11 protein-coding genes are annotated in these 15,142 nt (G+C 65.3%); 6 read left to right on the plus strand and 5 right to left on the minus strand.

Going from position 1 to position 15,142, the window contains the following annotated elements; translation table 11 throughout:
* Positions 1-183 precede the first annotated feature (183 nt).
* Positions 184-1,296 carry a PLP-dependent cysteine synthase family protein gene (locus tag ACILR9_RS24340; RefSeq protein WP_395712557.1) on the plus strand — a complete coding sequence of 371 codons (1,113 nt, stop codon included), beginning with the start codon at positions 184-186 and terminating at the stop codon, positions 1,294-1,296.
* Between the two features lie 282 nt (positions 1,297-1,578).
* On the opposite strand, the gene ACILR9_RS24345 is transcribed toward ACILR9_RS24340, so the two are convergent.
* Together ACILR9_RS24345 and trxB are read right to left on the minus strand one after the other, a co-directional pair.
* Positions 1,579-2,469: a LysR family transcriptional regulator gene (locus ACILR9_RS24345; protein WP_395712558.1), complete on the minus strand. Its 891-nt coding sequence runs from the start codon at positions 2,467-2,469 to the stop codon at positions 1,579-1,581.
* 26 nt (positions 2,470-2,495) lie between these two features.
* Positions 2,496-3,467, minus strand: coding sequence for a thioredoxin-disulfide reductase (trxB, locus tag ACILR9_RS24350; RefSeq protein WP_395712559.1), 972 nt, complete (start codon positions 3,465-3,467; stop codon positions 2,496-2,498).
* Positions 3,468-3,645: 178 nt separating this feature from the next.
* Here trxB and ACILR9_RS24355 point away from each other — a divergent pair, with 178 nt between their 5' ends.
* Together ACILR9_RS24355 and ACILR9_RS24360 are read left to right on the plus strand one after the other, a co-directional pair.
* Entirely contained in the window at positions 3,646-4,122 is a 477-nt protein-coding gene (locus ACILR9_RS24355; protein WP_395712560.1) for an Lrp/AsnC family transcriptional regulator, read from the plus strand.
* Positions 4,123-4,326: 204 nt separating this feature from the next.
* Positions 4,327-4,914, plus strand: a complete 588-nt coding sequence (locus ACILR9_RS24360; RefSeq protein ID WP_395712561.1) for an inner membrane-spanning protein YciB — start codon at positions 4,327-4,329, stop codon at positions 4,912-4,914.
* 65 nt (positions 4,915-4,979) lie between these two features.
* On the opposite strand, the gene greA is transcribed toward ACILR9_RS24360, so the two are convergent.
* The 3 genes from greA to carA all read right to left on the minus strand — a co-directional run bounded on the left by greA (position 4,980) and on the right by carA (position 9,974).
* Complete coding sequence (greA, locus tag ACILR9_RS24365; RefSeq protein ID WP_395712562.1) at positions 4,980-5,453, minus strand: transcription elongation factor GreA; 474 nt, start codon at positions 5,451-5,453, stop codon at positions 4,980-4,982.
* A gap of 81 nt (positions 5,454-5,534) precedes the next feature.
* Positions 5,535-8,780 carry a carbamoyl-phosphate synthase large subunit gene (carB, locus tag ACILR9_RS24370; protein WP_395712563.1) on the minus strand — a complete coding sequence of 1,082 codons (3,246 nt, stop codon included), beginning with the start codon at positions 8,778-8,780 and terminating at the stop codon, positions 5,535-5,537.
* Between the two features lie 9 nt (positions 8,781-8,789).
* Positions 8,790-9,974, minus strand: coding sequence for a glutamine-hydrolyzing carbamoyl-phosphate synthase small subunit (gene carA, locus ACILR9_RS24375; protein WP_395712564.1), 1,185 nt, complete (start codon positions 9,972-9,974; stop codon positions 8,790-8,792).
* Positions 9,975-10,177: 203 nt separating this feature from the next.
* Between carA and ACILR9_RS24380 the strand changes: the two genes are divergently transcribed.
* From ACILR9_RS24380 to rpoD, 3 genes are all read left to right on the plus strand, one after another.
* Positions 10,178-10,636, plus strand: coding sequence for a GatB/YqeY domain-containing protein (locus ACILR9_RS24380; protein WP_395712565.1), 459 nt, complete (start codon positions 10,178-10,180; stop codon positions 10,634-10,636).
* Positions 10,637-10,845: 209 nt separating this feature from the next.
* A complete protein-coding gene (gene dnaG, locus ACILR9_RS24385; protein ID WP_395712566.1) occupies positions 10,846-12,735 on the plus strand; it encodes a DNA primase in 1,890 nt (629 codons plus the stop codon).
* Positions 12,736-12,902: 167 nt separating this feature from the next.
* Positions 12,903-14,924 carry an RNA polymerase sigma factor RpoD gene (gene rpoD / locus ACILR9_RS24390; RefSeq protein ID WP_395712567.1) on the plus strand — a complete coding sequence of 674 codons (2,022 nt, stop codon included), beginning with the start codon at positions 12,903-12,905 and terminating at the stop codon, positions 14,922-14,924.
* Positions 14,925-15,142 lie beyond the last annotated feature (218 nt).

The raw sequence follows: 15,142 nt of genomic DNA on the forward strand, positions 1-15,142 counted from the left end.
GGGGCAAGGACGATCCTCCGCGGCATCGCCTGGGCGAGCGGCAGTGGTCGTGATTAAGTGGTGTTATCCGACGCTTGCCGAGCATTGCCGAGAGTGGCGTACGCCAGGCGTGGTGGGACTCGCGCTCTTGCAGGGCACGGCAAACACGGGTGAACTCACGGCGAGGAAGCGGGTGTGACCGGCATGCACAAGCAAGACACGGCGGGTTTTGAAAGGGTCTCGGCGCCGACATCGCGCGATCGAAGCTGGACCATTCGGGCGATCGAGCTGCTTCAGGGTGATCGCCGTCGGTCGGCCGATACTCACCTGCTCAAGCCTGTTTTCAAGGGGTTGGCAGGCCTGTCGATCTATCTCAAGGACGAGTCGACCCATCCGACCGGCAGCCTGAAGCATCGGCTGGCGCATTCGCTGTTTCTTTACGGCATCTGTAACGGCTACATCGGCGCCGGGACGACCGTGGTCGAGGCGTCGTCCGGCTCGACCGCGGTGAGCGAGGCCTACTTCGCCCAGCTCCTCGGCTTGCCCTTCATCGCCGTCATGACGCGCTCGACCAGCCGCAGCAAGGTCGAGGCGATCGAACGGTTCGGCGGCCGCTGCCATTTCGTCGACGCTCCCGGAGAGGTCTACGAGGCCGCGGCGCAGGTCGCCCGCGAAACCGGCGGTCACTACCTCGACCAGTTCACCAATGCGGAGCGGGCAACTGACTGGCGGGGCAACAACAACATCGCCGAAAGCATCTTCAATCAGATGTCGGCCGAGCCTCATCCGGTGCCGGACTGGATCGTCATGAGCGCCGGGACCGGCGGCACGTCGGCAACGATCGGGCGCTACATCCGCTATCGCAACCTGGCGACACGCCTTTGCGTCGCCGACGTCGAGCATTCCGCCTTCTATGACGCCTATGTCAGCGGAGACCGGTCGGTCACCTGCCCGATCCCGTCCCGGATCGAGGGTGTCGGCCGGCCGCGCGTCGAGCCATCCTTCATCCCGGGCGCGATCGATCAGATGATACGCATTCCCGACGCCGCCTCGATCGCCGCCGCGCATGTGCTTTCCGAGCACCTGTTCCGCCGCGTCGGCGGCTCGACGGGGACGAACTTCTACGGCTTGTGCCAAGTCGCGGCCGGCATGATGCGCGAGGGCCGCAGGGGAGCGCTGGTAACGCTGATCTGCGACAGCGGCGAGCGCTACACCTCGACCTATTTCGATCCCTGCTGGCTGCGCGACAGCGGCATCGACATTGTCCCTTACCGGGCAAGGCTGGAACGGTTCCTGGAAACCGGCGCCTGCGACTAACCCCCGACACGTCCCGCAATATTCATCCAAGCCCCTGAAACCATTGACAAAAAAATGCCGGGCCCGAAGGCCCGGCGAAGTCAAACAGGGAGGCTTCACGTCTGGGAGACGTGGGATCATGAGGATCCCGAGTTTCGAACGCATCAGGCCAAAGCCATCCGCTCCGAAAACCTGTCTTAAACCTAGTCCTCTGCAGCGCTATTGGTAGGGGCCGATTTCCGATCACTGGCATGCGACTGCTGCATGTCTTTCATCAACTATGCAATCCCGCACATCTAGCCGTCAAAAGCGCGTCTCCGCCACTTTGCGCAGCAGGAAATCGCGGAAGACGGCAATGCGCTTGGAGTGGCGCAGCTCTTCCGGGTACGTGAAATAGACGTCGGTCGTACGCACATTCAGATTGGGCAGCAGCATCTCGATCTTGGTCGATTCCCGCGCCAGGTAGTCGGGCAGCGAGGCGATTCCCAAACCCGATTCCACAGCGCGGAAAATACCGTACACATTGTTGACGCGCAGCACGACCACCCGGTTCGACTGGTCCATCTGCCCTTCCTTCAGCAGCCAGTTGACGTCCTGCACGGGCGCGCGAGCATCCTCGCCGAAGATGATCAGGCGATGCCGGTCGAGCTCCTCGATGGTCGTCGGCTTGCCGTACTTCTGTATGTAGCCGTGCGACGCATAGACGTGGCTGCGCACGGTCAGCAGATGGCGCTGCACGAGGCCCGGCTGGCGCGGCATCACCATGCGAATGGCGACGTCGGCTTCGCGCATCCCGAGATCGAGCTCGTTGTCCGACAGCACCAGGCTGACGTCGATCTCGGGGTACATGGTGATGAAATCGTGCATCTGCGCCGTCAACCAGGTCGAGCCGAAGCCGACGGTGGTCGTGACCTTGAGGCGCCCGGCCGGCTTGTCCTGGTTGGCGCGCAGCAGCGCCTCGGCGGTGTTGACCTTGGAGGCCATGTCGCGGGCCGTGCGGTACAAGAGCTCACCCTGCTCGGTCAGGATCAGGCCGCGCGCATGGCGATGGAACAGCATGACGCCGAGCTGCTCCTCGAGAGCGCCGATCTGGCGCGAGATCGCCGATTGGCTGAGCTTCAGCGTCTCTCCGGCGTGGGTGAAACTTCCGGCATCGGCCACGGCCTGGAAGATCCGCAGCTTGTCCCAATCCATGGCGTTCGCCTCCCGTGCGCGGCCGGTTACTCCGCGGCTTGCGCAAGACGCGCTTCCTGGCGCGCCAACCATTTTTCCGCTTCGAGGGCGGCCATGCAGCCGGTCCCCGCCGCTGTTACGGCTTGGCGGAATATCTTGTCCTGCACGTCGCCCGCAGCGTAGACGCCATCGACATCCGTCGCCGTCGAATCGGGCTTGGTGATCAGGTAGCCCTCGCTGTCCATGGCAAGCTTGCCCTTGAACAGCTCGGTGTTGGGCGAATGGCCGATGGCAACGAAGACGCCATCGACCTTCAGCTCCGTGTCGACACCGGTCTTGACGTTGCGCACGCGCACGCCCTGCACCAAGGGTGCCGGCTTGGCTTCGCCCACGATCTCCTGCAGCGTGTGATCCCACAGCACGGTGACCTTCGGATTGCGGAACAGCCGTTCCTGGAGAATCTTTTCCGCGCGAAAGGAATCGCGGCGATGGATGATCGTCACCTTCGATGCATGATGGGTGAGGTAGAGCGCCTCCTCGACCGCGGTGTTGCCGCCGCCCACGACAACGACCTCCCTGCCGCGAAAGAAGAAGCCGTCGCAGGTCGCGCACGCGGAGACGCCGCCGCCGCGAAACGCTTCCTCGCTGGGCAGGCCGAGCCACTTGGCCGTAGCCCCCGTCGAGATGATCAGGGCGTCGGCTTCGTAGCGATCGCCTGAATCGCCCAGGCAAACGAATGGCCGGCGGCCCAGATCGACGTCGACGATGGTGTCGAAGAACAGTTCGGTGCCGACATGCTCGGCCTGCTTCTGCATCTGCTCCATCAGCCACGGACCCTGGATCACGTCGGCGAAGCCCGGGTAGTTTTCGACGTCGGTCGTGATGGTGAGCTGGCCGCCCGGTTGAATGCCCTGGACCAGCATGGGCTTCAGGCTTGCCCGCGCCGCATAGATGGCCGCGGTATATCCCGCCGGCCCGGACCCCAGAATGAGCACCTTACTCCGATGAGTTGCCGCCATGTCCTAACCGCATCCCGTAAACCGCATATCTTTCACATATATGCAAACCTCTGCCGGCGTGCACGGCCCTTCTGAGGCTGCTGACGCAATTGTTCACAGATGTCGGTGTTCGGGCCGCAACTTTATTGCGCAAATGGCATGGTTCTGGCATAGGACCGCGGCTCAGGGAGGATACTGGATGGCTCGCGCAAAGCTCGATCGTGTCGACCGGCGCATACTCAACGATCTGCAATCGAACGGCCGCATGACCAATGTCGAGCTGGCAGAACGCGCCGGCATATCGGCCCCGCCGTGTCTGCGCCGCGTGCGGGCGCTCGAGCGCGCCTCCGTGATCAAGGGCTATCACGCCGAGCTGAGCGCGGAAGCGCTGGGCTACAGCGTGGCGGTATTCGCCCTGGTCGGGCTCAACAGCCAGGCGGAGACCGATCTCAAGGCGTTCGAGGAGCTGATGGCGACCTGGGAAGAGGTGCGCGAATGCCACATGCTGGCGGGCGAGGCCGACTTCCTGCTGAAGATCGTCGCCGAGACCTGGGACGAGTATCAGAAGTTCCTGACCACCCGTCTGACCTCGGCGCCCAATGTGAGCCATGTGAAGTCGATGATGGTATTCCGCACTGCCAAGCAGCTGCCTGGCGTTCCCATTTCGACCGACTAGGAGCCTTCACATTGACGGAAGCCTTGCCCCGGACGTTACCCTGGAACGCCTGCGCGAGATTGCCGAGAGCGTCTGGCTCACTCATGTAACTCACGCGAGCGAGACGCTCGCAGTCCGGAAGACTGTGAATTCACTTGTGGGAAACGCTGTGTATCTATAGATTTACGGTAGATACACGGCGTTGCCGCAATCGCGAAGGCCTCCATGTCAAACCTCCTTCGATCTGCCCGGCTGCTGGTGTTGGACCTCGCGTCGACCCTGCTGTTCCTGGTCGTCCTGCTGATCACCAAGGATCTCGTCCTGGCTGTCGCCCTCGGCGTCGGCCTGGGCGTGATCCAGATCGGCTGGCTGATGGCGCGCCGTCAGAAGATCGACGCCATGCAGTGGCTGAGCATCGGCCTCGTCGTCGTCTCAGGCGTGGCGACACTGCTCACCAGCGACGCCCGCTTCGTCATGCTGAAGCCCAGCATCATCTACTGCATCGTCGGCGCCTACATGCTGCGCCCCGGCTGGCTGAATCGCTACCTGCCACCGATCGCCGTCCAGACCGTCTCGGACATCGCCTACATCTACGGCTTCGTCTGGGCCGGCCTGATGTTCGGCTCGGCGGCGCTCAACATCGTGCTGGCAATGACCCTCGACCCGATCACGTGGTCGGCCGCGATGTCGATCTGGGGGATCGCCAGCAAGGCCGTCCTGTTCCTTATCCAGTACGCCACGATGACCATGATCGGCCGCCGGCGCGCCGCTGCACGGGGCGCGAAACCCATACCAATCAGCATGCCAACTTGACTTGGTAATCGAAGGACGGCGAAAATCGAAGACGCCAAGCACCGACTCCGCGTCAGTCGCCGCGCCTACTTGAACTGGACGCCGACCACTTCATAAGAGCGTGCGCCGCGCGGCGTCTGAACCTCGACAGTGTCGCCTACCGACTTGCCGATCAGCGCGCGACCGATCGGCGAGGTCACGGAAATCCGTCCCTTCGCGAGATCGGCCTCGTACGGCCCGACGATCTGGTATTTGACCTTCTCGTCGGTGTCCTCGTCGGCCAGCTTCACCGTGGCGCCGAACTTGACGGTCTTGCCCGACAGCTTGCTGAAGTCGATCACGTCGGCGCGCGAAATGATGTCCTCCACCTCGGCGATGCGACCTTCGATAAAGCCCTGGCGTTCGCGCGCCGAGGTATATTCGGCGTTCTCGGAGAGGTCGCCGTGCTCGCGCGCTGCCGCGATCGCCTTGATGATCGCCGGGCGCTCCACGCTCTTCAGCTGCTTCAGTTCGTCCTCGAGACCCTTCAGCCCCTCGGCCGTCATCGGAACCCGTTCCATCAGATAATCGTCCTCAATCAAGCGCGTGCCGTCAACGGCGAACGCGGCCGTCGTTCAAGCCACTGTCTGGGGAATTGGGAGCTAGAAAGCCGTCTTGAAGTAGGCTTGCAGGGGCGCCACGTCCAATGCCCCCGCCTTGAGGGCGGCAATGCCCTCGACCGAGGCCTTGGCCCCCGCGACAGTCGTGTAATAGGCGATCTTGTGCATCAGGGCGGTCCGTCGCAGCAGGAAGCTGTCGGTCAGGGCGCCGGCCCCGTCGACGGTGTTGAAGACCAGCTGGATCCGGCCGTCCTTCATCTGGTCGACGATGTGGGGCCGACCTTCGAGCACCTTGTTGACCCGCTGCGCCTCGATGCCGTGGCGCCGCAGGTAATCGGCGGTGCCGCCGGTGGCCACCACGCGGAAGCCGAGCTCGACCAGGCGCTTCACCGGCCGCACCATGGCGGCCTTGTCGGCGTCCTTGACCGACACGAAGACCACGCCGTCGACCGGCACCTTGCTGCCGGCGCCGAGCTGCGACTTGGCGAAGGCGCGACCGAAATTCGAATCGAGGCCCATCACCTCGCCGGTCGAACGCATCTCGGGGCCGAGGATGATATCCACCCCCGGGAAGCGGGCGAACGGGAATACCGCTTCCTTGACCGCGATGTGCTTGCCGCGAGCCCTGCGGATGGCGAGCGCCTTCAACGGCTCGCCGACCATCAGACGGGCGGCGAATTTGGCGATCGGCTGGCCGGTCGCCTTGGCGACGAACGGAACCGTCCGGCTGGCTCGCGGATTGACCTCGAGGATGTAGACGTGCCCGTCCTTCACCGCATACTGCACGTTCATCAGGCCGACGACCCTGAGCGCCTTGGCAAGCGCCTCGGTCTGCCGCTCGATCTCGCCAAGCACCTTGGCCGGCAACGAATAAGGCGGCAGCGAGCACGCCGAATCACCGGAATGGATGCCGGCCTCCTCGATATGCTCCATGATGCCGGCGACGAACACGTTCTGCTCGCCATCGGCCAGCGCATCGACGTCGACCTCGATGGCGTCGCGCAGGTAGGAATCGATCAGCACCGGGTTGGCGCCGGACACCTTCACCGCATCGCGCGTATAGCGTTCCAGTCCCTCGCGATCGTAGACGATCTGCATCGCCCGGCCGCCCAGCACGTAGGACGGGCGGATGACCACCGGGTAGCCGATCTTCTCCGCGACGGCGACCGCCTCGTCCTGCGAGGTCGCCGTGCCGTTGTCGGGCTGGCTGAGCTTCAGCTGGTGGATCAGCTTCTGGAAGCGCTCGCGATCCTCGGCGAGATCGATGGCGTCAGGCGACGTGCCGAGAATGGGAATGCCGGCCGCCTCGAGCGGCTTGGCGAGCTTGAGCGGCGTCTGGCCGCCGAACTGCACGATCAGCCCCAGCAGCTCGCCGCGCCGGCGCTCGACCTCGACCAGCTCGATCACGTCCTCGGCGGTCAGCGGCTCGAAATAGAGCCGGTCGGCCGTATCGTAATCGGTCGACACGGTCTCCGGGTTGCAGTTCACCATGATTGTCTCATAGCCCGCCTCGCGCAGTGCGTAGACGGCATGGACGCAGCAATAGTCGAACTCGATGCCCTGGCCGATGCGGTTCGGGCCGCCGCCCAGGATGATCACCTTGCGCCGGTCGGTCGGCTCGGCCTCGCACTCGGCCGGATGCAGGCCATCCCCCTCGTAAGCCGAATAGAGATAGGGCGTGCGAGACGCGAACTCGGCGGCGCAGGTGTCGATGCGCTTGAACACCGGCCGGACGCCCAGCGCGCGCCGCCGCTTGGCGACTTCGGCCGCCGACAGGCCCGACAGCTCGGCCAGCCGTTCGTCGGAGAAGCCCTTCTTCTTGAGGTCGATCAGGCTCTTGGCGTCGTCGGGCAGGCCACCCTCCCGGATGACGGCCTCGGCCTTCACCAGCTCCTCGATCTGGCGCAGGAACCACGGCTCGTACTTCGAGGCGTGCGCGATCTCCTCGACCGACAGGCCGAAGCGGAATGCCTGGGCGATCACCAGCACGCGGTCCGGCGTCGGCCGCGCCAGGGCGCCGACGATCGCCGATTTGTCCGGGGCGCCCTTGATCTCGATCTCGTTGAGGCCGGTCAGGCCGGTCTCCATCGAGCGCAGCGCCTTCTGGAGGGACTCCTGGAAGGTCCGGCCAATCGACATCGCCTCGCCCACGCTCTTCATGGAGGTGGTGAGCAGGGCCTCGGCGCCGGGGAACTTCTCGAAGGCGAAGCGCGGCATCTTGGTGACGACGTAGTCGATCGTCGGCTCGAACGAGGCCGGGGTGGTGCCCGTGATGTCGTTCAACAGCTCGTCGAGCGTGTAGCCGACGGCGAGCCGCGCGGCGACCTTGGCGATCGGAAAGCCGGTCGCCTTCGAGGCCAGCGCCGAGGAGCGCGACACGCGCGGGTTCATCTCGATCACCACCATGCGGCCGCTCGCCGGATCGACGGCGAACTGCACGTTCGATCCGCCGGTGTCGACGCCGATCTCGCGCAGGCACGCGATCGAGGCGTCGCGCATGATCTGGTATTCCTTGTCCGTGAGCGTCAGCGCCGGCGCGACGGTGATCGAATCGCCGGTATGGATGCCCATCGGATCGACGTTCTCGATCGAGCAGATGATGATGCAGTTGTCGCGCCGGTCGCGCACGACCTCCATCTCGTACTCTTTCCAGCCGAGCACGGACTCCTCGACCAGCACCTCGCCGACCGGCGAGGCGTCGATGCCGCCCTGGACGATCTCGAAGTACTCGTCGCGATTGTAGGCGATGCCGCCGCCGGTGCCGCCCAGCGTGAACGACGGCCGGATGATCGCCGGCAGGCCGACCCGGTCGAGCGCGTTCACGGCCTCCTCGCGATTGTGCACGACCTCGCTCTTCGGGCACTCCAGGCCGATCTTGACCATGGCCTCGCGGAACAACAGGCGGTCCTCGGCCTTGTCGATGGCCGCGGCATTGGCGCCGATCAACTCGGCTCCGAGCTTCTCCAGGCGGCCGTCGCGATGCAGCGCCATCGCCGTGTTGAGCGCCGTCTGGCCGCCCATGGTCGGCAGGATGGCGTCCGGCTTCTCCTTCTCGATGATGCGCGCCACCATGTCGGGCGTGATCGGCTCGACATAGGTCGCGTCGGCCAGCCCGGGATCGGTCATGATCGTCGCCGGATTGGAATTCACCAGGATGACCCGATAGCCCTCGTCCTTCAGCGCCTTGCAGGCCTGGACGCCGGAATAGTCGAACTCGCAGGCCTGGCCGATCACGATCGGACCGGCGCCGATGACCAGGATGCTCTTGATGTCTGTGCGCTTGGGCATGCCCCGGTCCTACTTGCCCTTGCTCTTGTCGATCATCTCGACAAAGCGGTCGAAGAGATAGTGGCTGTCGGTCGGGCCGGGCGACGCCTCTGGATGATACTGGACGGAGAAGGCCGGCTTATCGGTGCAGCGCAGGCCCTCGTTGGTGCCGTCGAACAGTGAGACGTGTGTCACCTCGACGCTCTCGGGCAACGATTCCGGCACGACACAGAAGCCGTGATTCTGCGACGTGATCTCGACCTTGCCGGTGGTCAGGTCCTTGACCGGCTGGTTGGCGCCACGATGGCCGCGCTCCATCTTGCGTGTCTTGCCGCCCAGCGTCAGCGCCAGGATCTGGTGCCCCAGACAGATGCCGAACAACGGCACGCCCTTGTCGAGCACCCCCTGAATGGCGGGCACGCTGTAAGCCGTCGTCGCCGCCGGGTCGCCCGGCCCGTTCGACAGGAAGACGCCGTCGGGCCGGTGGCGCAGGATGTCCTCGGCCGTGGCGGTCGCCGGCACCACTGTGACCCGGCAGCCCGTGTTGGCGAGGCAGCGCAGGATGTTGCGCTTGGCGCCGTAGTCGACGGCGACGACGTGATAGCGCGCCCTGTCGAGCTTGCCGTAGCCCTTGCCCAGCGCCCACTTGGTCTCGTCCCAGCTGTAGGTCTGCTTGGTCGTCACCTCGACCGCCAAGTCCATGCCGTCGAGTCCCGGCCATTCCTCGGCGAGGCGGCGCATCTCCGGGATGTCGAACCTGCCGTCCGGGGCATGCACGACCACGCCGTTCGGCGGTCCGCCGTCGCGGATACGGCGCGTGATGGCGCGGGTATCGACACCGCAGACGCCGGGCAGGTCATGGCTCTTCAGCCAATCGTCGAGTGGCTTGACGGCCCGCCAGTTGGCCGGGCTGGTGATGTCGCCGCGCAGCACGACGCCGCGCGCTGCCGGGGTTATGCTCTCGATGTCCTCGAGGTTGGTGCCGACATTGCCGACATGCGGGAAGGTGAAGGTGATGATCTGGCCGGCGTAGGAGGGATCGGTGATGATCTCCTGGTAGCCGGTCATTGAGGTGTTGAAGCACACCTCGCCGACGGCGTGGCGGCCCGCCCCGACACCCTTGCCCCAGAACACCGCGCCATCGGCCAGCACAAGGGCGGCCGTCGCCCAGCGCGGCGCGGCGTCAGTCGCGCCGGCGGTAGAAGGGGAAGTCATGATGAGCTTGTCCGTTCGTGTGGCCCGGCCCGGCTGCGCCCGGGCGGGCGACCGGCAGGCCGCGCGGGTTGTAACCAAGCGGTCGCACAGGGTCAAGGCATTGTCGGCAGCCAATTGACAAGCGTTTTCAATAGCTTATTTGCATTACCAACACCATGGCGCGGGATTGGTTTCCGCACCGTATTTCACCGAGGCTCAAGACCATGTTGCGCGAGAAACTGAACGATGCGCTGAAAGAGGCGATGCGCGCCCGCGATATGGCGTCCGTCGGCGCCATCCGGCTGATCCTGGCCAAGCTCAAGGAGGTCGATATCGCCGCCCGCACGGAGACCAGCCGCGAGGGCGTGCCCGACGACCGGATCCTGTCGATGCTGCAGGGCATGATCAAGCAGCGCAACGAATCCGTCGTCCTCTACGAGAAGGGCAACCGCCCGGAGCTGGCGGAGAAGGAAAAAGCCGAGATCGCCGTGATCGAGCGCTTCCTGCCCCAGCAGATGGACGAAGCCGCCATGGCAGCGGCAGTGCGCGAGGCTGTAGCCTCTGCCGGGGCCAAGACGATCAAGGACATGGGCGGTGTCATGGCTGCCCTGAAGGCCAGGTACGCCGGCCAGATGGATTTCGCCAAGGCGTCGGCGACTGTGAAGAAGGTGCTGGCGGGTTGAAGACCCAACGCACGTCCAGTTGGACTCCTTGTATGAAGTCAGAGTGCAACGTCGGCTTGACGCTGTGTCAGGCCGGCTTGACTCAGGCGCTGTTGATCCAGCAGCTGTCAACCCAATCAGAGTCGGGGGATAGTTTTATCTGTCACGTGGGGTTGGGCCTTTGTGTAAAGTCGACTTGACACGTTGTCAGGTCGACTTGACGCCATAAAATGGCCTTCCCCCCGGGCTTCCTCGACGAGCTGCGATCGCGCCTCACCCTGTCCGAGATCATCGGCCGCAAGGTGGTGCTGAGGCGCAAGTCGGGCGCCGAATACGCCGGCCTCTGCCCGTTCCACAACGAGAAGACCCCCTCCTTCACGGTCAATGACCGGAAAGCCTTCTTCCACTGCTTCGGTTGCGGCGAGCACGGCGACGCCGTGGGCTTCGTCATGAAGACGGAGAACCTGTCCTTCCCCGAGGCGGTCGAAAAGCTGGCCCGCGAGGTCGGCTTGCAGGTGCCCCGCGCGACGCCCGCGGAGCGTGAACGGGCCGAACGGGCCGCGACCTTGCACGAGGTCGTCGAGCAGGCGGCGCGCCTCTTCCAGAGGCAGCTTCGGCTACCGGTCGGCCGGCAGGGGCTGGACTATCTGCGCGGCCGCGGGCTCGACGAGGCGACCATCGATGATTTTCGCCTGGGCTTCGCTCCCGATATGCGGGATGGCCTGGCCGGCGTCCTGCAGCGCGATGGCGTCCCTCTGGACAAGCTGGTCGAGGCCGGGCTCGCCATCCAGCCGGACGACGGCCGGCCGCCCTATGACCGCTTCCGCGGTCGCGTGATGTTTCCGATTGCCGACCGCCGAGGACGGGTCATCGCTTTCGGCGGCCGGGTCATGGGGTCGGGGGAACCCAAGTACCTCAACTCCCCCGAAACGCCTCTGTTCCACAAGGGCGCCAATCTCTATTGCCTCGACCGCGCCCGCCTCGCCGCAGCCAAGGACGGGCCGGTGATCGTGGCCGAGGGCTACATGGACGTGATTGCGCTCCATGGCGCAGGCTTTACCGGGGCGGTCGCCCCGCTCGGAACAGCCCTGACAGAGGGCCAGCTGGGCGAATTGTGGAAGCTCGCCGACGAACCGTATCTCTGCTTCGATGGCGATAATGCCGGCCGGCGCGCTGCCGGTCGGGCCGCCGAACGCGCGCTCCCCCTGCTGCGGGCCGGCAAGAGCCTCCGCTTCCTTGCCCTTCCGGCCGGCGAGGATCCCGACAGCCTGATCCGGGTCCGCGGGGTCGAGGCGATGCGGCGTGCGCTTACTCTGGCGCGCCCCCTGGCCGACGTCATCTGGGACCTCGAGACCGAAGGCAAGGCCACCGACACCCCGGAGCGGCGAGCCGCCGTCCAGCGGGCCGTCGAGCGGCGGGTTGCGGAAATCGCCGATCCCGTGGTGCGCGACTACTACAAGTCTGACATGAAGGAGCGCTTCGCCCGCCTGTGGCGGCCGGCCGTCCATCAAAGCGGACGACGGGGCGAGCGCAGTCCGGACCGTCGATCAGACCGCGACTCCGCACCCTTTGCTGCCGGCGCCGCAGCCCGGCGGGCCGCCGTCGATCTCGACGAATCACGCCAACAGCGTGTCCTGCTGGGCGCGCTGCTCGAGCGGCCTGCCCTGCTGCACATCCTGGCCGAGGAGCTGGCCGACCTGCCGATCGGCAACGCCGAGCTGGCCCGCCTTCGGCAGGGCCTGCTCGATGCCCTTGCCCTGGCGCCAGCTGGCATCGACCCGGCCGCGGCCGAAGCTTTGGCCGGCGAGGTCAATGTCGATCCACTCCTTGAAGTTGGCTCCCTCGAAGCGCATCTGGAGCACCTTGGGCTGGGGCGCATTGCAACCATCGCCCGGGCCAAGGCACGCGGCGTTTTTCGCGAGGCCTCGACCGGACCGGACGACTGGGTCACCCAGTGGCGGCGAGCGGCTCGCCACCTCGGCCGTCTTGTGGCGGAGCCGGTCGAGCTCAAGCAGGCCGAACAGGCCTTGGCCGAGGATCTGAGTGAGGAGAATTTGCATCGCCTTCGGGAGATCCTGGACCGAATGCGGCAGACGCCCGGTGACCCCGAGACCGCCTAGCCACACTGGATGCGATTTGATCAGGGAACCCCTACCGCCGCTTGAACTTTGCTCCCATATAGTAGAAGGGTAGATTTGCGGGGCCGCCCTCTCCGCCTCCTCTTCTTGCAGCTCATTCCGCGGCCAGAACCGGCCGCTTTATCTGTTTGCGCACCCAAGGATCACGAATGGCGACCAAGACAGCGACCGTCGTCCAGCCAGAAGCCACCGACACCCGCGAAGAAGGGCCAGACGCCCCCCTGCTCGACACCCTGGGAGCGGAGCTGAAGAAGCTCGTCCAGAAGGGCAAGGAGCGTGGCTATATCACCTATGACGAGCTGAACGCCGCCCTGCCACCCGACGAAGTGTCCTCCGAGCAGATCGAGGACACGATGGCGATGCTGTCGGAGGCCGGCGTCAATGTCGTCGAGGCGGAAGAGCAGGAGGACACGCTCGCCGCCAATCCGGCCGAGCCGGCCAAGACCGCCGTGGTGGCTGCCGAGGCAACCGGCGAGGACGAGGAGCTCGGCCGCACCGACGACCCGGTGCGCATGTATCTGCGCGAGATGGGCAGCGTCGAGCTGCTGAGCCGCGAGGGCGAGATCGAGATCGCCAAGCGCATCGAGGCCGGCCAGGACAAGATGATCGGCGGCATCTGCGAGAGCCCGATGACGATCACGGCGCTGCTGACCTGGCGCGACGCGATCAACGAAGGCCGCATGCTGCTGCGCGACGTGATCGACCTCGAGGCGACCCAGGGCGGCATGCCCGGCGAAGGCAAGGGCGCCATCCCCGCGGCCGGTCCCGCGGCGCCGCCGATACCGCGGCCGGCGCCGGCGTTGCCGAAGCTCGTGCGCCCGGCGGCGCCTGCCGTGAACGGCGAGGCTGTCGAGGGCGTCGTCGTCGTGGCGGAAGGCGGCGAGGAGGACGACGAGAACGCCCTGTCGCTGTCGGCGCTCGAGGAGAAGCTCAAGCCCGAGGTGCTGCGGACGCTGACCCGCATCGCCAAGGTCTATGCCGAGATGTCGAAGGTGCAGAACCGGCGGCTGTCGACCTTGAGCCGCGGCCAGAAGCCCAGCGCGGAATTCGAGAAGAGCTACGAGCGGCACCGCAAGAAGATCGTCGAGCTGGTGCGCACGGTGCATATCAACGCCAACCGCATCGAGCAGCTCAAGCTCGCGCTCTACGACCTGAATCGCAAGCTGATGATTCTGGAAAGCAAGCTGCTGCGGCAGGCCGAGAGCTATCGCATTCCGCGCCAGGAGTTCCTCGACAACTACCTGACGCACGAGATCGACCCCAACTGGGTCGAGAAGGTCGGCAAGCTGTCGGGTCGCGGCTGGAAGGATTTTGCCAAGAAGCGTCCGGCCGACATCGAGAAGATCCGTGCCGAGATCAAGGTGATCTCCGACGCCGCCGGTGCGCCGATCTTCGAGTTCCGCCGCATGTGCAAGACGGTGCAGGACGGCGAGCGCGAGATGATGCGCGCCAAGAAGGAGATGATCGAGGCCAACCTGCGCCTCGTGATCTCGATCGCCAAGAAATATACCAACCGCGGCCTGCAGTTCCTCGACCTGATCCAGGAAGGCAACATCGGCCTGATGAAGGCGGTCGACAAGTTCGAGTACCGGCGCGGCTACAAGTTCTCGACCTACGCGACATGGTGGATCCGGCAGGCGATCACCCGCTCGATCGCCGACCAGGCACGCACCATCCGCATCCCGGTGCACATGATCGAGACGATCAACAAGCTGGTCCGCACCAGCCGCCAGATGCTGCACGAGATCGGCCGCGAGCCGCAGCCCGAGGAGCTCGCCGAGAAGCTCGGCATGCCGCTCGAGAAGGTCCGCAAGGTATTGAAGATCGCCAAGGAGCCGATCAGCCTCGAGACGCCGATCGGCGACGAGGAGGACAGCCATCTCGGCGATTTCATCGAGGACAAGAACGCGGTCATCCCGCTCGAGGCGGCGATCCAGGGCAATCTGCGCGAAAGCACGACCCGGGTGCTGGCGACCTTGACGCCTCGCGAGGAGCGCGTGCTGCGCATGCGCTTCGGCATCGGCATGAACACCGACCACACGCTTGAGGAGGTCGGCCAGCAATTCTCGGTGACGCGCGAGCGTATTCGCCAGATCGAGGCCAAGGCGCTGCGCAAGCTGAAGCATCCGAGCCGCTCGCGCATGCTGCGCAGCTTCCTCGACCAGGGCTGAGGCAGGCCCGCTTCGCGTCACTTGAAAGGTCCCTCTTCGGAGGGACTTTTTTTGTGCCTCGTTCGCCTCCCCTTGATCGCAGCGTATTTGCATATGGGCGTGCCTTTCACTCTTCTCCCCAGCTTCGCTGGGGAGGTGCCCCGTCATACGGGGCGGAGGGGTCCTGAGCCTCAGTCCCGCTGCTCATGACCCCTCCGTCGGCGAAGACGCCGACACCT

Origin of the sequence: Reyranella sp. (genome assembly GCF_044224635.1) — a bacterium.
Classification (GTDB): domain Bacteria; phylum Pseudomonadota; class Alphaproteobacteria; order Reyranellales; family Reyranellaceae; genus Reyranella.